Consider the following 17,532-nt stretch of genomic DNA (forward strand, 5'->3'; position numbering starts at 1 on the left):
CCGCATCAGACGGTCCATTCCTGCAGCAGCATAAAAGCGGCGCCTGCCGCGACCGCGTTTTCTTTCAGCTCCGCCAATGAAAAGGCGGGGCTGTATTCGTGTCCGCTGACGATATTTTTGAGCGCGGTCGATACGGCCGTCTCGTATACGAGCGGATGGGCTTCGATCAGCGGGCCGCCGAGCACGACGACGTCGGGATGCAGCACGTTGATCAGATTGGCGAGTCCGATACCGAGATAAGCGGCCGCTTCGTCGAATTGTTCCTTGACGAGCGCGTCGTCGGCTTCCAGCGCTTCCGTCAGATCGGCAAACGTGACCGTGTCCGGATGCCGGCCGGCGAGCAGGCTGGGACGGCCGATTTTGAGCTGGGTACGTACGCGATTTTCCAGCGCGCGCACCGAGACGAACGCTTCCCACGCGCCGTGATTGCCGCGTCCTTCGAAGCGCGGCCCGTCCGTGGCGATGATCATCTGCCCGACCGCGCCTTCGGCGTCCGCCGCGCCGCGGATCAACCGTCCGTCGGACATCATCGCCGCCCGCAGGCCGACGCCGGCATGCACGTAGAGCAGATGCCGGGGGCTTTGGCCGCGCAGCGCCCAATGTTCGCCGAGCAGCGCCGTATTCGAGCCGTTGTCGAGCCGCGCCGGAAGGCGCAGACGCCGCTCCAGCAGCTCGCAGATCGGCACTTCGTCCCAGCCGGCGGCCGGGAAAAATTCGGGGCTGCGAATCAGGCCGCGCTCCCGGTCGAGCGGTCCGACCGCGCCGACCCCGATGCCGAGCAGGCTGCCGGGCTGCAGGCCGTGCTGCGCCAGAAAACGTTCCGTCTCGACGCCGACGCGTTCCGTCAACCGTTCCGGCGTCGTGTCCGCATCCATTTTCCAGCGGATAGACGAGAGCGGGTTGAGCTGCATATCGTACAGGCCGAGCGTCGAATAGATGCGCGATATTTCCAGTCCGAGCAAATAGCGGTACGTAGGATTGGCCTGGAACAGGATCGGCTTGCGTCCGCCGGTGGAAGTGCCGAGTCCCGATACGCGGATGATGTCCTGGTCGGTCAGATCGTCGAGCAGGCGGGTCATGCTGCTGCTGGTCAGCGCGAAGTCCCGCATCAGTTCGGCTTTGGAGACAGGGCCGAGCTCCAGAATGCGTTGGTAAACGTCTTTGCGAATCGAAGTTTGAGCACGGGCGATCGTCAATCGAATCTCTCCATTTCCGAGTATGTAGGTAGGTTATTCTTCAGTATAAAGGAGCCTCCCGCTTATTTCTACTTTCTGCACAAAAAACATAGGAATACTCGACTTATATTCGGTTTGGTAATTAGTTGTCTTTATTTTATCAATATACGGCTTTTTGAGCGATTTTCACACCTTTTTATAGTTATTTTATCTCGACTTAAATTCATAATGAGAAAATGTGTTATACTGGACAAGCTGAATAAGAGGCGAGAAAGGAGCCTGTCCCATGAACTTGACGGCGGGAACGAAAAGTCGGCTGCGGCAGGTCCCGGCTATTTTTGTCGCGTTTCTCAAAATCGGACCGTCCACGTTCGGCGGAGGCTACGCAATGCTTGCGACGATCGAACGCGAAATCGTGGAACGCCGGGGCTGGATGCGCCGGGAAGAGATGAGCGACATGGTGTCGGTAGCCGGTTCGGCGCCGGGCGGCGTCGCGGTGAACTCGGCGGCTTTTGTCGGCTACCGGCTCGGCGGCGTTGCCGGAGCGGCCGCGGCGGTGCTCGGCATCACGCTGCCGACGCTTGCGATCGTGCTGGCGCTCAGTCTGCTGTACGCTTTGTTTCGGGAAAATCCGAAAGTGGAAGCGGCGCTCAAAGGCGTGCATGCGGCGGTGACCGCGCTGATCCTGCTGGCGGCGTGGAAAATGGCCAAAACGTCGCTGTTCGACGCGGTAACGTTCGGCATCGCGGCCGCGGCGCTCGCGCTGCTGCTGCTGACCCATCTGCATTCGCTCTGGCTGATCGCGGGCGGACCGGCTGTCGGCCTGGCTGCGACGCTGATTCGGCGGCATGCCGGCGCGCAGGCGCACACGGAACCGAAGCGGAGCGTCGAAGAACCGGAAGCGATGCTGCCGGAATACTATATCTGATCCGGATACGCGGTCTATAGGCTATTTACGCGCTATCCCTACTATAGGAAGGCAGGAGAAACGTTATGCTGTGGGAGCTGTTCGCCCTTTTTTTCAAAGTGGGCTGTATGGCCTTCGGCGGAGGCTACGCGGTCATGAGCCTGATCCAGCGGGAAACGGCGGAGCGGGGCTGGATCGATACGCCCGCGTTTCGCGAAATCGGCTCGCTGTCGGGCATGGCGCCCGGGTCGATCGCGACGAACAGCGCGACGCTGATCGGATACGCGCAGGCGGGACCGGCGGGCGCGATCGCGGCGACGCTCGGCATCGTGCTGCCGTCGCTGCTGCTCGTCGTCGTACTGACCGCTTTTTTCGTGCGGCTGCACGACAAACTCGGCGTCAAAGCGGTCTTCTACGGGCTGCGCCCGGTCGTCGTCGCGCTGATTGTGTATGCGGGCATCCATTTCGGGTTCGGCGGCCTGACCGCGCAGACGCTGCTCGGCTGGTCGACGATCGGCATGCTGCTGATCGGAGCGGGCGGGTTGATCGCGCTCGTCAAGTGGAAGCTGCATCCGCTTGCGGTCATTTTGCTTTCCGCCGCGGCCGGAATCGTCCTGTTTTGAACAAGGCTTTGCTTATCCGGACATCCGTTCGGGGGCAGAGCCTTTTTTGTATGGAACGTCTGGGAATTTTTTTAAAAAAAGAATGGGTCTCCCGCATCTTAACAATCGCCTGTTCGTCGTCGATGATATAACTAACCCTGTTTAGGTTTGATCCCGAACGTGGGGCAGGCGATCGACCACGATGATTCGCGCGAAGGAGACACGCCATGAGCCTATTGATCGTCGACGACTCGATGATGAACCTCGCCTATTTCAAGCAGGTGCTGTCGGAAGCCGGTTACTCGGGTATCGAGACGGCCGCTTCCGCGGAGGAAGCGCTTGGACGGCTCGGCATGAGCCACGGACGCGTACCGCGCAAAGCGGCCGCGTTCGACCTGATTTTACTCGATATCGTCATGCCGGACATGGACGGAATCGAAGCGTGCCGCCTGATCAAGGACTGCCCCGCGTACGTCGATCTGCCGATCATTTTCCTGACCGGGGACCGAAGGCATTTCAAGGAAGCGTTCGGGGCGGGCGGCATGGATTTTATCGAAAAAGGAGCGCCGGAATACGAACTGCTCGCGCGCGTGCAGTCGGCGATCCGGCTCAAAAAAGAGACCGATATCCGCAAAGCCCGGGAGATCGGCCTGCTCAAGGAACTGCAGCTGGCGAAGCGGGTCCAGAAAACGGTGCTGCCGCCGCCGATGATCGAACCGAGCATCGAGATCCACGCCCAGTATATCCAGTCGGACGAAGTGTCCGGCGACATGTTCTACTGGACGCGGATCGACGAACATCGCTGCGGGGTCATGCTGATCGACGTGGCCGGGCACGGGTTGTCTTCGGCGCTGATCAGCATGTCGGTCCGCTCGCTGCTCGACGGCATGGTCAAGCGCCTGTCGGAACCGGAAGAAGTATGCCAGGAACTGAACAAGCAGATCTGCAGCCTGTTCGGCGGCAGCCGCGGCTCGATCTACCTGACCGCGATCTACCTGCTGATCGATCAGCAGGCGCGGGAGATTCGTTACTTCAACGCGGGACATCCGCCGGGACTCTTTTTCCCGTCGGATCGTCAGGCGCATTATATGGAACATACCGGCGTGCCGCTGGGGATCCGCAAATCGATCGGCCGCGGCAGCGGCGTGTGCCGCTACGACGGGCCGGGCAAGATCGTGCTGTACACCGACGGCCTCGTCGAGACGCCGCGGGAATCGATTCGAGACGGCATCGGCCGGCTGGAAGAGTACGCGTCCCGGTTTCGTTATCTGCCGAACGACCGTTTTACCGAAAAGCTGGCGGTGCTGGGACAAGGCAAAAAAGACGATGTGTGCATCGTATCCATTCAATTGAACGAATAACGTCATCGAACGGATGGAACGGGCGGAAGCCAAGATGCGGCGGGAAAGGAAGGAAAGCCGATGGAACGATCGATTATTACGCGAGCCAAAAGCGCCGAACTTGCAGTCGGGGAAGCGCTTAAATTGTTGTCGGTGCCGCGCGAGTCCGTGCAGATCGAAATATTGGAACCGGGCGGCCGCGGGGTGTTGGGGCTTGGAGGACGGCTTGCGGTCGTCAAAGTGACCGCGATGGACGAAGCAAGGCGTACGGAGAATACCGGGCCGGAACCCGGCGGCGCCGCGGAAGCTTCCGGCTTGCGGGAACCGCCCGGCCTGCCTGGGCAAGAGCGACTGCCGGGTGAAGCCCGGGAAGCAGGCGTGAGCGGTACCGGTTCGGAAGCGGCCGGCGAGCCGGTCAGCGGCATCGGGATCGAGAACGGTCTTTTCCGCGTTCGCGTGCTGGGCGGGAAGCTGCCTCTGCTGATCCCGCCTGCCGGCGCGGTGCTGCTTCGGGGCGGCGTGCCGATTGAAGAACGGGTGTCCGTGGCGGCCGAAGACCGGCTGGAACTCGACCCGTCGCCGCGGATCGAAGCGCCTGTCTGGCGTATCGAATTCGACGAAGCGTGCCTGCGCGCCGATCTGCACGTACGCCCCGGCTTCGAGAGCCGGTACGAGCTGCTCGACTGCCGGGAGCAGTCGCCGCTGACCGTGCCGGTCAAGGAGCATCGGACGCCGCTGCGCATCGAGCCGGCCGAAGTTGCGGCCCGGCTGCGGGAACTCGGCGTCGTCTACGGCATTCGCGCCGAAGCGATCGCGCAGGGCTGCGCTGCGGCGCAGCCGGGCGTGTTCGTCATCGCCGAAGGAACGCCCGCCGTTCAAGGCGCGGACGGCCGGTTCGAGACGAACTTCGAGACCGAGACGAAGCGGCTCAGCCCGCAGAGCCGCGAAGACGGCACGATCGACTACCGGGAGATCGTCGAATTTCCGACCGTGACCGAAGGGCAGGTGCTCGTGCGGACGCTGCCGGCGAAGCCGGGCCGCCCGGGGCGCGATCTGCTGGATCGTCCGATCGAGCCGCGCGCGGTCCATTCGATCGAACTTGCGGCCGGCGAAGGCGTCTCGATTACGGAAGACGGGCGCCGCGCGGTATCGACGCGTCCGGGTATGCCCAAGCTCAAGCAGCAGGGCTTCCGCGTCCATCTGTCGGTGCTGCCCAAATTGTCGCATCGCGGCGACGTCGATCTCAAATCGGGCAATATCCGGTTTCGGGGCGACGTCGAAATATCCGGCGGCGTCCAAAACGGCATGAAAGTGGAAGCGTTCGGCAGCATCACGGTGCGGGGCGCGGTCGGATCGGCGTCGCTCGACGCCGCGTATTCGCTGATCGCGTCCGGCAGCCTGATCGGGGCGCGGGTCAATATCGGCAAGCGCGACGAATTTGCCGACCAGGCCGAACCGCTGCTGCTGGAGATCGCTTCGCAGATGCATATGCTGCAGGCGGCGATCGAACAGCTCGGCCAGACGGCCGCGTTCAAGCTGAACGACCTGCAGCGGACCGGGCTCGGCACGCTGCTGAGCGTGCTGCTGCGCGGCAAGTTCAAAGCGCTGCACGCGGTGCTGCTGCGCTTCTCCGAACAAGCCGCCAGAAACGAAGCACAGCTTGACGAAGAATGGCGGGACTATGCCGAACGCCTCAAGTTCGGATTTCTCGACCTGCGGATGGGCGGATTTCGCGACGGCGAAGCGATGAACGCTTTTCGCCTGCGGACGCTTGAATTGTACGAATCGGTCTGCGGGCCGGAAGACCGGCCGGTGTTCGCGGATTTCCAATATGCGCAGAACAGCCATATCTACTGCGGCGGGAACGTGCGCGCGGCGAAAGGCAGCTACAATACGACGATCTACTGCCAGGGCGTGCTGGAGTGCGGCGGAACGCTGCGGGGCGGCGTCTACTTCGCCGGCAAAGGCATCAACGTCAAGGAAGTCGGCGCGATGGGCGGCGTGGCGACGAAGCTTCAAGTGCTGGAACAGTCTTCGATCCGCGCCGGCCGGGTGATGGAAGGCACGGTCGTGCAGATCGGCCGGCGTTCGTTCCAATTCGTCGAAGCGGCCTCGAACGTGCATGCGCGGCTCGGTCCGGCGGGCGAAATGCTTTTATTTTGATCGACAACAGGAGGAACATCATGTTTGCTTACCGGATTCATAAAAGCGAGGACGAAGCCGTCGTCATCTTCGAGGGCGACCTCGATATCGAAAGCGGCGACGTACTGGAAGAAGATATTTTGCCCGTCGTGTCCGAATATCCGAACGTGCTGCTGAATTTCGGCGAAGTGTACTTCGTCGATTCGTCGGGGATCGGCTTGATCATCCGCACGGTGGACGAGCTGCGCGAAGGCGGACGTTCCGTGAAGATTCGCGACGTGCGCCCCGAAGTGATGGAAGTGTTCGAACTGCTGCAAATCCGCGAAATTCTCGGCGAAGAAGTGTTCGACTAAGCGGCCGGGGAGATCGTAACCGATCGAAGCTTCAAGCGCTGCCGCCGCAAGGCGCGAGCCTGCCCGTCCATCTCCCAGGAAAGGAACCGATGAGCTTGAATCAATTACCGAATGCGACAAACGGCAAAAACGACGTTCCTTATCCGTTCTGGGCGCTGGCCGGCTTTCTCTACGGGGCGATCCTCGCCGTCGGAGCCGGACAAGTGGAATGGGCTTTCGTGCTGCCGATCCTGCTCCTGACGCTGCTGCTCGATCTGTTTCCGATCCGGCTGCTCAGCGGGGACGAATTCGGCGCGGGCCTGATCGGCTTTTTGGCGCTGCTGATCGGCTTCGGCCCGTATACCGCTCTGCTTGGCGTGTTCATAAGCTGCCTGGCGAACGAAGCCCGGCAGGCGGGCTTCCGCGCTGGCGGATTCGATCCGGTCCGCTGGCTGTCGCGGCTGGCCGTCTATACGCTCAGCACGTGCGGCGCGGCGCTGGCGCTTGCCGGGCTGCACCAGGTCTGGCCGGGCGCTTCGCCCTACGTGCAGGCGGCCGCCGCGGCGCTGGCGTTCAAAGCGGTCAAGCTGCCGCTCGATTCCGGCATGCGCAAGATGCTGACCGGCATCGCGCTGCTGGCCGGAATCCGCGGCCGGCTCAAAGAAACGCGGGTGCCGATCCTGCTCTGCATCCTCGTCATCCCGCATTTTCTCGGCATGCTGTCGCGCAGCGACATGTTCTACGAGCTGGCCTACACGGGACTGCTGCTCGTGTTCGTGCTGTATTTTTCCAGCGTATACGGCAGGGAAGCGGCCGGCTGGCGGCGTACGTTCGAACGGTTCAGCCTACTGTTCGAATCCCGTCTGTCGCCCGCGCTGGAAGGACACGGCATCCGCACCGGCGTCATCGCCGACCATCTGCTGGACCGCCTGTCCTACCCGCGCGACAAAAAAAGGATGCTCGTGCGGATCGCGATCCAGCACGACATCGGCAAATCGACGCTGCCCGCCTATCTGTTCAACAAGCGCGGAGCGCTGTCGCTGTCCGAAGAAGACGAGTATCGGTCCCATAGCGAAAAAGGAGCCGAGATCATCTTCACGCTCACCGAAGACGAACGCGCGGCGAAGTGGGTGCGGCATCATCACGAGCGTTGGGACGGCAAAGGCTTTCCCGGCGGCTTGAAAGGGCGTGACATTCCGTACGAATCCCGCGTACTGTCGCTGTGCAGCCGGATCGACCATCTGCTGCGGCGCGAACCGGGCGACGAAGAAGTGTGCGCCCTCGTGCGCAAGCAGGCCGGGCGGGAGCTCGACCCCGAACTGGCGGCGGTCGTCGACCTCGCGTTGGTGCAGGAACTGCGCGAGAGACTTGCGCTGCGGGGAGCCGAAGCATCGCCGGCATCCGCGCCGCCGGAGCCTCGCGCCGGGGCGATCAAGCCTGCCGGGACGGACCTGTCCTCGCCGGACGAACAAGGTTCCTACGTCGGCGCCAGCATGCAGGTCAAGCTGTCGTCCGACGGGCTGCTGTACGGGCTTGAGGAACCGGAGCTTGAAGCGCCGGTAATCCGTCTGGCGCGCCGCGCCGAAGCGGAGCAGACTGCCTTCTACGAGCTGCTGCCGTGCGGCGAACGCACGTACGAAGCGCATTTCGACCCGGAGCACGGCGAAGTGCGCATTATGCTGACCGATATTACGCCGGCGATCGCTTACCGCGAGCGGCTGCAGCGGGAGACGCTGCGCTCTTATCAAGAGATGATGTGCGCGCTGTCGGGCGGCAAAGTGACGCTGTGCCCGGCCGAAGAAGAGCTGGTCGCACGTCTGGGCGAGCGTCTCGACGCCTGGACGGTGGCCGCGCGCTCCGACGTGGGACGCAGCCGGGACCTGGCGGCGAGCTTTATGCCGCAGGGTGATCCGAAGCGCCTCATGCAGGTCAAGCTCGCCGTATCCGAAGCGTCGACCAACCTGCTCAAGCATGCGCTGGGCGGCAGGGTGAGCGTGTACGCGCACGAAGGCGCGCTGCAGGTGCTCGTGCGCGACGAAGGTTCGGGCATCGCGCTGCACGAACTGCCGAAAACGTTTGTCGGGTCCGGGTACAGCAGCAAACGATCGCTTGGCCGCGGCTTCGGCGTCATGTACGCTTCGGCCGACCGGATGTTCCTGCATACGGATACAAGCGGCACGCAGCTGCTGCTCGAATTCGACGGTATGCGGGAGCTGGGGGTAGACGAAGGAGGCTCGGCTGGGCTGCCTGCGGCCGTTTCTTCTCTTCGGGAAGCGGCCGCCGCTCCTCTGGGCGCGGAGCGGAACTGACGGCAGGGTAGCGTAAGCGGGCGGGTGGAATCGGGGAAAGGCGGGCGATGAGCCCGCCTTTTTGGCGTGCGCGCACAACGTTTTCCGGGCCTGACGACAATGCTTGCGGCTGCGTCGATCGAAGCCGGTCCTTATCAATGTTTTGTATAAGACTATCGAAAAAGTTGATTAGCCGAATGCCGACGCAGGTGATACAGTTATCAACAATCAATTCCGACTAAACAAATCGGGGATGTAAAAATTAAAATGGAGGTGCCGACCATGAGTGAAGTTTACCGCAGAGCCGAAGCCCGGGACGCGGAGCGGCTGGCCGACCTGACGTACCGCGCTTACGAACTGATTCGCGAGTTGGGCCTGCATTGGCCCGCCGCCCATGCGGACGTGCCGCTGGTGCTGCAAAACATCGAGGAGAACGAATGCTACCTGCTGGAAGCGGACGGCGTGCCGGTCGCTACGCTGACGCTGTCCACGAACGGGGAGAGCAAAGCGATCACCGAGCTGCCTTTTTTCAAATGGTTCGCGACCGATCCCGACGTGTCGGGCCGGGGCTACGGAGGCCGGCTGATCGACTGGGTCGAACGCGAGATCGTGCTGGGCAAGCATGGGCACCGCGAAGTGACGCTGGCGACGGCGGAGAAACATCCGTGGCTCGTCGAGATGTACGAACGCCGGGGCTACACACGCATTTTGGAGATCGACGCCAAAAACGGGGACGGCCTCATGTACCTGTTTCGCAAAAATATTGCCGACTCCCGCTATTCCGACGACTATGCCATCCAAAGGAGCTAATCGAACATGAAAACACGGACCAAAATACGGAAAAGCCTGCCAAACAAACAACAAGGGTGGATCGCGGCCGCACTCGGCCTCATGATCGTCGTATCGGGATGCGGCACGGGCGGGGAACCGACCGCGCAGGCTTCGGGCGGCGGAGAGTCGCAAGCGGGCGTCCAGACGATCGTGGTCGGCACGGGCACGGCGTTTCCGCAGGTCTGCTTTCTCGACGAGAACGGCAAGCTGACCGGCTTCGACGTGGAACTGCTGCGCAAGATCGACGAACGGCTGCCGGAGTACGCGTTCGAGTTTCAGACGATGGATTTCGGCAACCTGCTGCTGAGCCTGGAGACGAACAAGATCGATCTCGTCGCGCACGTCATGGAGAAGAATACGGAGCGCGAGCAGAAATACGCGTTCAGTTCGGAGCCGTACGCGCATTGGCGCAACCGGATCGTCGTCGCCAAGACGAACGAGACGATTAAGACGCTCGACGATCTGCAGGGCAAAAAAGTGCTGACCAGCGCCACGAGCGCCGAAGCGCAAATCGTTGAAAACTACAACAAGGAGCACGACGCCAAAATCGATATTGTGTATCAAAGCGGCCAGGCGAACGATACGGTCAGCCAGCTCGTGTCCGGGCGCGTCGACGCTACTATCGCGGCTGACTTCGTCGTGCCGGTCATTGATCCGACAGGCAAGCTGAAGCAGGTAGGCGAAGAATTGACGTCGGACGACGTCTTGTACGTGCTGCGAAAAGGCGACGCCGATTCCGCGAAGCTGTCCGCAGCGATCGACGGTGCGGTCAAGCAGCTCAAAGAGGACGGCACGTTAAGCGACTTGAGCGTCGAATGGCTCGGCAGCGACGTGACGGCCGACCACGCCAAATGAAGCGTACGCTTCCGACTTCCGACGAACCGGTCTACCCATTCTATTCATTCTATCCGGCATTCGGGAAAGGGGACTTGCGATGAGCGCGCCTTTTGAGATCGGCTATGTCTTTTCGTTTCTGCCGAAGCTGATCGATACGCTGGGCGTTACGCTCCTGATCGTAGCCGGCTCGCTGTTGACGGGGCTTGCGGCCGGATTCCTGGTCGCCCTGCCCCGCCTGTACAAAATTCCGGTACTGCGTAATCTGTCCGGTTTGTACTTGTCTTTTTTTCGCGGAACACCAATCCTGATTCAGCTGTTTCTGTTCTATTACGGACTGCCGGAGCTGCTGAAGCCGCTTGGCCTCGATCTTACGCGCACGCCGGTGCTGTTCTTCGTCATTCTCGTCTACGGGCTGCATACCGGCGCTTATGCGGCGGAAATGATTCGCGCGTCGGTCGAAGCGGTGGACCGCGGGCAGGTCGAAGCCGCTTACGCGTCGGGCATGACGGCGTATCAGGCATTTGCCCGGATCGTCCTGCCGCAGGCGCTCGCGATCGCGGTGCCGGTCTTCTCGAATCTGGTCATCGCGCTGCTCAAAGACACGTCGCTTGCTTTTACACTCGGGGTGATGGAGATGACCGGCAAAGCGCAGACGCTCGGCACGCTGACCCAGCATTTTTTCGAGACGTATATCGCGCTGGCCCTGATCTATCTCGTAATCAGCTTCACGCTCGAAAAAGGGCTGTCGGCTGCCGAACGCCGCTTGAAGCGGCATGAAGTGCGCGAAGAAGCGCCGGTTCGCCGGTTCGGCCGCAGAGGCAAAGGGTCGTACCGCGCCGTACTGGCCGAGATCGACGCCGGAAAAGGAGGACAAATCTGATGCAGCTTGATCCTTCGTTTATTTGGACCGCTTTTTGGCAGCTGCTCGGGGCGATCCCGACGACGCTGTCGATTACGGCCGTATCGGTGCTGCTCGGCTTCGGGATCGGCACGGCGACCGCGCTCGTTCGCCTGTACCGGATTCCGGTGCTGGCGCAGCTTGCGTCCGCTTACGTCACGTTTATTCGCGGCACGCCGATGCTGACCCATCTGCTGCTCATTTATTTCGGGCTGCCGATGCTGATCGACGGGGCGGCCGAAACGTTCGGCTGGAGCTTCCGCTCGGTATCGATTCCGATGATCGGCTTCGCCTACCTGTCGTTTTCGATCACGGCGGGCGCGTACATGTCCGAAGTGGTGCGGGCGGGGGTGCTTGCGGTCGACCGGGGTCAGGTGGAAGCGGCGTATTCCGTCGGCTTGACGACGGTGCAGGCGCTGCGGCGTATCCTGTTCCCGCAGGCGCTGGCGGCGGCGCTGCCGAATCTGGCCAACTCCGTCATCGGCATGCTGCACGGTTCGACGCTCGCTTTTGCCGTATCGGTCGTCGATATTAATGCCAAAGCGCAGATCGTCGCGTCGACGAACTGGAAGTTTTTCGAAGCGTATTTGGCGGCCGCGTTAATCTTCTGGGGACTTACGGTGCTGATCGAGCGCGTCGCGGCAATGATCGAGAAGCGGGTAGGCGCTTATAATCGGGGAGGTGTCGCATGATCGAATTAAGCCATATTTCCAAATCGTTCGGGCGCCAGGAAGTGCTGCGGGACATCAGTCTGAGCGTCAAGACGGGCGAGGTGGTCGTCATTCTCGGGCCGAGCGGATCGGGCAAAACGACTTTGCTGCGCTGCGTGAATTATTTGGAAAAACCGTTCGGCGGCACCATCGCGGTCGGGGATTTCCGGCTGGACTGCTCGCAGGCCAAACGCGGCGATATCCTGAAGCTGCGGCGCAAAACGGCGATGGTGTTCCAACAGTACAATCTGTTTCGCCACAAAACGGCATTGGAGAACGTGATGGAGGCGCTGCTCGTCGTCAAAAAAATGCCGGCCGCCGAGGCACGCGCCCGAAGCGCGGCGCTGCTCGACAAAGTCGGCCTCGGCGACAAGCTGAACGAGTACCCGAGCCGCCTGTCCGGCGGCCAGCAGCAGCGCGTCGGCATCGCCCGGGCGCTTGCGCTCGAACCGGAAGTGATCCTGTTCGACGAGCCGACGTCCGCGCTCGATCCCGAACGGGTCGGCGAAGTGCTGGAAGTCATCCGCGATATCGCCCGCGAAGGCATCACGATGATCGTCGTGACGCACGAGATGGGCTTTGCCCGCGACGTCGCCAATCGCGTCGTGTTTATGGACGGCGGCGTTATCGTCGAGGAAGGCACGCCGGACGACGTGTTCCAGCGTCCGCGCGAAGAACGAACCAAGCAGTTTCTGCGCCGCATCACGCCGCAGGCGAACTGGGTCATCTGAAGGCTGCGCAGCCCAGCCCGCTCCCAAGACGCGTTTTCTCATACTTGTATCCGCCGACTTGGCTTATTTTCCGACCTCACAGACAGGAGGCTTCGCCGATGACCCGCCATACCCAAACTGTATCCCACCCCGTCGCCGAAGGTTCTCATCCCGTCGGCAAATTGTCTGGGGGCTCCGCGTCTTCGGGCGTACTGGCGCCCGAAGAATGGATCGCGATCCGGCGCCATCTGCACCAACGCCCGGAATTGTCGGGCGAAGAATACGAGACGACCGATTATCTGCGCGCGAAGCTTGCACGGATCGGCGTCCGCCTCGTCGAGACCGGGCTGAAGACCGGCTTGATCGCCGAAATCGGCAGCGGGGCAGGTCCGATCGTCGCCCTGCGCGCCGATATCGACGCGCTGCCGATCGAAGAAGAGACGGGCCTGCCGTACGCTTCGATCCATCCGGGCAGGATGCATGCCTGCGGGCATGATTTTCATGCCGCGGCGCTGATCGGCGCGGCGCAGCGCCTCAAGCTGCGCGAGGCGGAGCTGCCGGGCACTGTCCGGCTGCTGTTTCAGCCCGACGAAGAACGGGCCAAAGGCGCGCAGCAGCTTATCGCGGCCGGCGCGCTGGAAGGCGTCGGCGCCGTGATCGGCCAGCATAACAAGCCGGATCTGCCGGTCGGCACGGTCGGGATCGCGTCCGGCCCGATCATGGCGGCTTCGGACGGCTTCACGGTGACCGTCAAAGGGACGGCGACGCATGCGGCCGTGCCGGAAGCCGGCATCGATCCGATCGTGACGGCCGCGCATCTGGTGACGGCGCTCCAGACGATTACCGGCCGCAGCATCAGCGCACAGGATCGCGCGGTCGTCAGCGTGACGCAGATTCACGCCGGCAATACGTGGAACGTCATTCCCGATACGGCCCTGCTGCACGGCACGATCCGTTCGTTCGACGAGTCCGTGCATGCCCGGATCAAGGCGCGCTTCGCAGAGATAGCCGGCGGCGTAGCTGCCGCGTTCGGCGCGGAAGCTTCCGTCCGCTGGAGCGGCGGACCTCCGCCGGTCGTGAACGACGCGGAACTTGCCGAACTGGCCCGGGCCTGCGCCGACAGGCTCGGCCTGCATGTGGCGAGCGGTATCACTTCGCCGGCCAGCGAAGATTTTGCTTTTTACCAGCAAAAAGTGCCCGGCCTGTTCTTGTTCATCGGGACGTCGGGCAGTCAGGAATGGCATCACCCGGCGTTCGAGCTGGACGATTCGGCGCTGCCCGATGCCGCCGCCCTGCTGGCCGACCTAGCGCTCGCGGCGTTGGCCCGACTGTCGGACAAGCGGTAGAGGAGAGTTTTAAGTGAATATATCAATATATGAAAAATTCATAATAAAAAAACGGGAATATAACCTGGACAAGCAGTACACGACAGCTTAACCCAAACCCAACCGCAAACCCTAATAGTGTAAATCAAATCCAAAGTCGCAAGGAGGAAGATTCTGATGAGCGAAAAAATCTTGGCCGACGTGCTCGGTACCTCTCCCCGGTTGAGGCAGGCCGTCGAAGGGCTGGACGAAACGGCTCTGCACTGGAAAGCATCGCCGGACCGCTGGAGTATCGCCGAAGTGCTTGGCCATCTGACCGACCATTCCGTCGTCGTATCGTTCCGCATACGCGCCGTACTGGCCGGATCGGCGCAGAGACTGCCGGCGCTTGCGCAGGATGCCTGGGTAGACGGGCAGCGGACGAATGAAAGTTCCGCGGCCGGTATTTTGGAAGATTTCGAAGCGCTGCTGCGGTACAACATCCGGCTGCTGGACCGGCTTCAACCGCACGAATGGGCGAAAAGCGGCGTGAACGCGCAGGGCACGACAGTCAGCGTCGCCGATATCGCGCGCGGATTTGCGGCGCACGTCGAGCGGCATCTCGGTCAAATCGACCGGGTCCGACAAGCATGGGCGGAAGCGAACGGAGGCGTTCGGTCCGAAGTTTCTTCTTAAACCGGCAGGGCAGGACGGAGACGCAAACAGACACGTAAAAAGATACGCAAAAACACCCGATCGCCGAGGCGACCGGGTGTTTAAGTATAACTTAGATCGGGATGACACGATTTGAACATGCGACCCCCTGGTCCCAAACCAGGTGCTCTACCAAGCTGAGCTACATCCCGTAACAATTATTTCCTACAGCAATAGATTATACGCGCTTCTAATTTAACTGTCAACTATTTATGTGAAAAAAATTTAATAAGCTTTAATGAACCTTAATGAGCTTTAACGCGGGCAGACAGTGTTTGTTATTTCGAGCGTTCTCTCCAAAATAACGGCGCAGGAAACGTTATTTTACTCCCGCTATGGTTAGCCGATCGAAATAACTGCATGAGAGCAGTTATTTCACTCCGCTAGGGATGGTTGATCAAAATAAGTGCGTGAGGACAGTTATTTTACTCCGCCTATAGCTGACGATCGAAATAAGTGCGTGAGAGCAGTTATTTCGCATGGCAGGTATGAAAAAACACGTTTCGCCGGCAATTAAGTGTCGCTACGCAATTATTTGCGATTGTGACGGCTTTTTGCTCAAAATAAGTGTCGTCAGGACGTTAATTCGGGTGACACTGTGCGATGTGCGATGTGCGATGTGCGATGTGCGATGTGCGATGTGCGATGTGCGAGGCAAAGGTGTAAAGGTGTGCGGATATGAGGATATAAGGGGTTAAGCGTACACAACTGTACGATTGAACAATCCTCTAACTTTCGCGATTCACCGAGTCTGTCTGCGCCATGATCTGCGCCACAAATCGACAAAAGCCGGAAGAGTTATCTTCCGGCTTTTCGACCTTACCCATCTACCCATCCACAAGCCCCGCGCCATAATACCCCTTAATCCGCGCATACTCCTCCTGCGTAATACCCAGCACGGTGCCGTGCTTGAAGCCGTACGGGAAGCTGAAGTCGGCGTCGGAACGGATAAAGCGTCCGTCGGCGAGGCTGTCCGCGATAAACGGGACGTAGCCCTGGCCGTCGCCTTCGACGCCGTAGAAGTCGAGCATGAGGCACCATTTGCCGTCGCGGAGCCGGAAAGCGGTCGGCGCTTCGTACACGCCCTGCTCAAGCTTCGCCATTTCTTCGTCAAAAGCATCATTGCGCACATAGTCGTCGCCGGTCAGCGAAGCTCCTTTTTCCAGAATCAGCGTCTCGGGATTTTTTTCGCTTTTGAGGAAGCGGTAGAAATAGCCGTCTTCTTCGTAGATCGCCGAATCGATGATGCCGCTGTCCGCTTTGCGGTGCAGCAGCTTCGGTGCGGTGAACTGCTCGAAGTCCCGGGTGCGGGAGTAGTAGATCGCTTTCGGCCCGTAGCCGTTGGACGCGTGCGAAGACGACCAGTGCACGACGTAGTCGCCCTGCTGAGGATCGCGAATGATGTCGGGCGCCCACAGGCAGCCGAAACCGTCGTCGCCGAGTTCGATCAGCCGCTGCTCGGACCAGTGTACGAGATCGTCCGACGACCAGAGCGACAGATTGCGGCTTCCGCCGGTGCCGATATGGGCCCAGTCTCCTTCGTATTTGCCGTGAAAAGAGTTCGCCAGGCTGAGGTCGGTCGCGAGAATATGGAATTTGCCTTCGTCCGTGCGCACGATCGTGTGGTCGCGGACGCCGTTTTCCCCGAGTCCGCTCTCAAGCACCGGCTGTCCGCCGTTCACCGTCTCCCAATGAAAGCCGTCCGTGCTGAGCGCAAAATAGACCTGCTCGCCGTCCGGCGTCTTTTTTTCCTTGAAATGCACGAATAGGTAAGCGTCCAAAATAGTTTCCTCGCCTTCGTCGAATATCTGTTTACCATAACCGTTTGCCGAAAAGGGAAACAATGAATTATAATGGCTAAAAACTGACGGATCGTGCTGGATCGAAGGCGGAGGAGGGAAGAGATGATACGGCTGGTGAACTGCGGCTGCCGCTTTACGCACCGCGAAGGCATCCGGATCGAACGCCCGCACGGCGCGGGCAATTATGCGTTCGTCTTTTTTCGTACGCGGGCCGAAGTGACGGTGAACGGCCGGGCGTTTCAGGCGGAGCGCAGCTCGTATATTCTGTTCTCGCCGGATACGCCGCACGCGTACCGGGACCTGGAGCGGCCGTACGTCAACGACTGGTTTCACTGCGAAGGCGGCGGGGTCGGGGAGCTGCTGCAGCGGCTCGGCCTGCCGACGGACCGTCTGCTGTCCGCTCCCGATCCGGCGCTCGTGCCGAGGCATATTTTGGAACTGCAAAGCGCCGGGCGGGAAGAAGGACCGTTCCGTGCGGAGATCGCCGAACTCGAACTGCGCAGCCTGCTGACCAAGCTTGCCGCCGCGCTCGTGCGCCCGGCTCCGCCGGCCCGGACGCTGCGCTACGCGGACTCGCTGTCGCGGCTGCGGGCCGATCTGTACGGTTCGCCGGACGCGCGGGTATCGGTGGAGGAGCTGGCGGCGAAGGTCAGCTTGAGCAAGTCGCATTTTCAGCATTTGTACAAAGAGACGTTCGGCTGTTCGGTCGTCACCGACATGATCCGCGGCCGCGTGGAATACGCCCAATACCTGCTGCTCAGCACGCGGCTGCCGGTCGGGGAGATCGGCAGGCTGTGCGGCTACGAGAACGAGACCCATTTCATGCGGCAGTTCAAGCAGTTTGCCGGCACGACGCCGGGCGCCTGCCGCAAAGGATCGGGCTGAACCTTCGCTCGCCGTTCCTGTTGAACGCTGCTGCCGATACCGTTATCGGCAGCAC

The 17,532-nt window shown here is 61.1% G+C and carries 16 protein-coding genes and 1 tRNA gene; 14 read left to right on the top strand and 3 right to left on the bottom strand.

What is annotated here, in order from left to right; translation table 11 throughout:
• Positions 1-5: 5 nt before the first annotated feature.
• Positions 6-1,196 carry an ROK family protein gene (locus tag FTE24_RS21665; RefSeq protein ID WP_202111958.1) on the bottom strand — a complete coding sequence of 397 codons (1,191 nt, stop codon included), beginning with the start codon at positions 1,194-1,196 and terminating at the stop codon, positions 6-8.
• 265 nt (positions 1,197-1,461) lie between these two features.
• On the opposite strand from FTE24_RS21665, the gene FTE24_RS21670 reads away from it, so the two are divergent.
• The 13 genes from FTE24_RS21670 (at position 1,462) to FTE24_RS21730 (ending at position 14,772) form a co-directional block, all read left to right on the top strand.
• Positions 1,462-2,103 carry a chromate transporter gene (locus tag FTE24_RS21670; protein ID WP_150230409.1) on the top strand — a complete coding sequence of 214 codons (642 nt, stop codon included), beginning with the start codon at positions 1,462-1,464 and terminating at the stop codon, positions 2,101-2,103.
• Between the two features lie 65 nt (positions 2,104-2,168).
• Entirely contained in the window at positions 2,169-2,705 is a 537-nt protein-coding gene (locus FTE24_RS21675; RefSeq protein ID WP_150230407.1) for a chromate transporter, read from the top strand.
• Between the two features lie 206 nt (positions 2,706-2,911).
• Positions 2,912-4,045: a PP2C family protein-serine/threonine phosphatase gene (locus tag FTE24_RS21680; RefSeq protein ID WP_141446354.1), complete on the top strand. Its 1,134-nt coding sequence runs from the start codon at positions 2,912-2,914 to the stop codon at positions 4,043-4,045.
• Between the two features lie 60 nt (positions 4,046-4,105).
• Positions 4,106-6,187: a FapA family protein gene (locus FTE24_RS21685; protein ID WP_150230405.1), complete on the top strand. Its 2,082-nt coding sequence runs from the start codon at positions 4,106-4,108 to the stop codon at positions 6,185-6,187.
• Positions 6,188-6,207: 20 nt separating this feature from the next.
• On the top strand, positions 6,208-6,519 hold the full coding sequence (locus FTE24_RS21690) for an STAS domain-containing protein (protein ID WP_141446352.1): 312 nt from the start codon (positions 6,208-6,210) through the stop codon (positions 6,517-6,519).
• A gap of 95 nt (positions 6,520-6,614) precedes the next feature.
• Entirely contained in the window at positions 6,615-8,807 is a 2,193-nt protein-coding gene (locus FTE24_RS21695; RefSeq protein ID WP_160441854.1) for an HD domain-containing phosphohydrolase, read from the top strand.
• A 261-nt stretch (positions 8,808-9,068) separates the two neighbouring features.
• Complete coding sequence (locus FTE24_RS21700) at positions 9,069-9,596, top strand: GNAT family N-acetyltransferase (RefSeq protein ID WP_141446350.1); 528 nt, start codon at positions 9,069-9,071, stop codon at positions 9,594-9,596.
• A gap of 6 nt (positions 9,597-9,602) precedes the next feature.
• On the top strand, positions 9,603-10,472 hold the full coding sequence (locus FTE24_RS21705; protein WP_150230401.1) for a transporter substrate-binding domain-containing protein: 870 nt from the start codon (positions 9,603-9,605) through the stop codon (positions 10,470-10,472).
• Positions 10,473-10,551: 79 nt separating this feature from the next.
• The gene (locus FTE24_RS21710; RefSeq protein WP_141446349.1) at positions 10,552-11,334 is read left to right on the top strand and encodes an amino acid ABC transporter permease; all 783 of its coding nucleotides are present in this window, start codon (positions 10,552-10,554) and stop codon (positions 11,332-11,334) included.
• A complete protein-coding gene (locus FTE24_RS21715) occupies positions 11,334-12,044 on the top strand; it encodes an amino acid ABC transporter permease (protein ID WP_150230400.1) in 711 nt (236 codons plus the stop codon). Before FTE24_RS21710 ends, FTE24_RS21715 begins: the two co-directional genes overlap by 1 nt.
• The gene (locus FTE24_RS21720; protein ID WP_150230398.1) at positions 12,041-12,793 is read left to right on the top strand and encodes an amino acid ABC transporter ATP-binding protein; all 753 of its coding nucleotides are present in this window, start codon (positions 12,041-12,043) and stop codon (positions 12,791-12,793) included. Before FTE24_RS21715 ends, FTE24_RS21720 begins: the two co-directional genes overlap by 4 nt.
• Before the next feature lie 161 nt (positions 12,794-12,954).
• Positions 12,955-14,118: an amidohydrolase gene (locus FTE24_RS21725; protein ID WP_415663136.1), complete on the top strand. Its 1,164-nt coding sequence runs from the start codon at positions 12,955-12,957 to the stop codon at positions 14,116-14,118.
• A gap of 156 nt (positions 14,119-14,274) precedes the next feature.
• Positions 14,275-14,772, top strand: coding sequence for a DinB family protein (locus FTE24_RS21730; RefSeq protein WP_150230394.1), 498 nt, complete (start codon positions 14,275-14,277; stop codon positions 14,770-14,772).
• Between the two features lie 96 nt (positions 14,773-14,868).
• On the opposite strand, the gene FTE24_RS21735 is transcribed toward FTE24_RS21730, so the two are convergent.
• Both FTE24_RS21735 and FTE24_RS21740 read right to left on the bottom strand, forming a co-directional pair.
• Positions 14,869-14,942: transfer RNA gene (locus FTE24_RS21735), tRNA-Pro, on the bottom strand.
• 675 nt (positions 14,943-15,617) lie between these two features.
• Entirely contained in the window at positions 15,618-16,571 is a 954-nt protein-coding gene (locus FTE24_RS21740; RefSeq protein ID WP_150230392.1) for a glycoside hydrolase family 43 protein, read from the bottom strand.
• Positions 16,572-16,694: 123 nt separating this feature from the next.
• Here FTE24_RS21740 and FTE24_RS21745 point away from each other — a divergent pair, with 123 nt between their 5' ends.
• A complete protein-coding gene (locus FTE24_RS21745; RefSeq protein ID WP_150230390.1) occupies positions 16,695-17,477 on the top strand; it encodes a helix-turn-helix domain-containing protein in 783 nt (260 codons plus the stop codon).
• Positions 17,478-17,532: the final 55 nt, after the last annotated feature.

The organism is Saccharibacillus sp. WB 17, from assembly GCF_008634075.2.
Lineage (GTDB): Bacteria > Bacillota > Bacilli > Paenibacillales > Paenibacillaceae > Saccharibacillus > Saccharibacillus brassicae.

Coding starts and splice junctions, on each gene's coding strand:
- FTE24_RS21670 (WP_150230409.1), top strand. CDS start 1,462: ATGAACTTGACGGCGGGAACGAAAAGTCGGCTGCGGCAGGTCCCGGCT.
- FTE24_RS21675 (WP_150230407.1), top strand. CDS start 2,169: ATGCTGTGGGAGCTGTTCGCCCTTTTTTTCAAAGTGGGCTGTATGGCC.
- FTE24_RS21680 (WP_141446354.1), top strand. CDS start 2,912: ATGAGCCTATTGATCGTCGACGACTCGATGATGAACCTCGCCTATTTC.
- FTE24_RS21685 (WP_150230405.1), top strand. CDS start 4,106: ATGGAACGATCGATTATTACGCGAGCCAAAAGCGCCGAACTTGCAGTC.
- FTE24_RS21690 (WP_141446352.1), top strand. CDS start 6,208: ATGTTTGCTTACCGGATTCATAAAAGCGAGGACGAAGCCGTCGTCATC.
- FTE24_RS21700 (WP_141446350.1), top strand. CDS start 9,069: ATGAGTGAAGTTTACCGCAGAGCCGAAGCCCGGGACGCGGAGCGGCTG.
- FTE24_RS21705 (WP_150230401.1), top strand. CDS start 9,603: ATGAAAACACGGACCAAAATACGGAAAAGCCTGCCAAACAAACAACAA.
- FTE24_RS21710 (WP_141446349.1), top strand. CDS start 10,552: ATGAGCGCGCCTTTTGAGATCGGCTATGTCTTTTCGTTTCTGCCGAAG.
- FTE24_RS21715 (WP_150230400.1), top strand. CDS start 11,334: ATGCAGCTTGATCCTTCGTTTATTTGGACCGCTTTTTGGCAGCTGCTC.
- FTE24_RS21720 (WP_150230398.1), top strand. CDS start 12,041: ATGATCGAATTAAGCCATATTTCCAAATCGTTCGGGCGCCAGGAAGTG.
- FTE24_RS21730 (WP_150230394.1), top strand. CDS start 14,275: ATGAGCGAAAAAATCTTGGCCGACGTGCTCGGTACCTCTCCCCGGTTG.
- FTE24_RS21745 (WP_150230390.1), top strand. CDS start 16,695: ATGATACGGCTGGTGAACTGCGGCTGCCGCTTTACGCACCGCGAAGGC.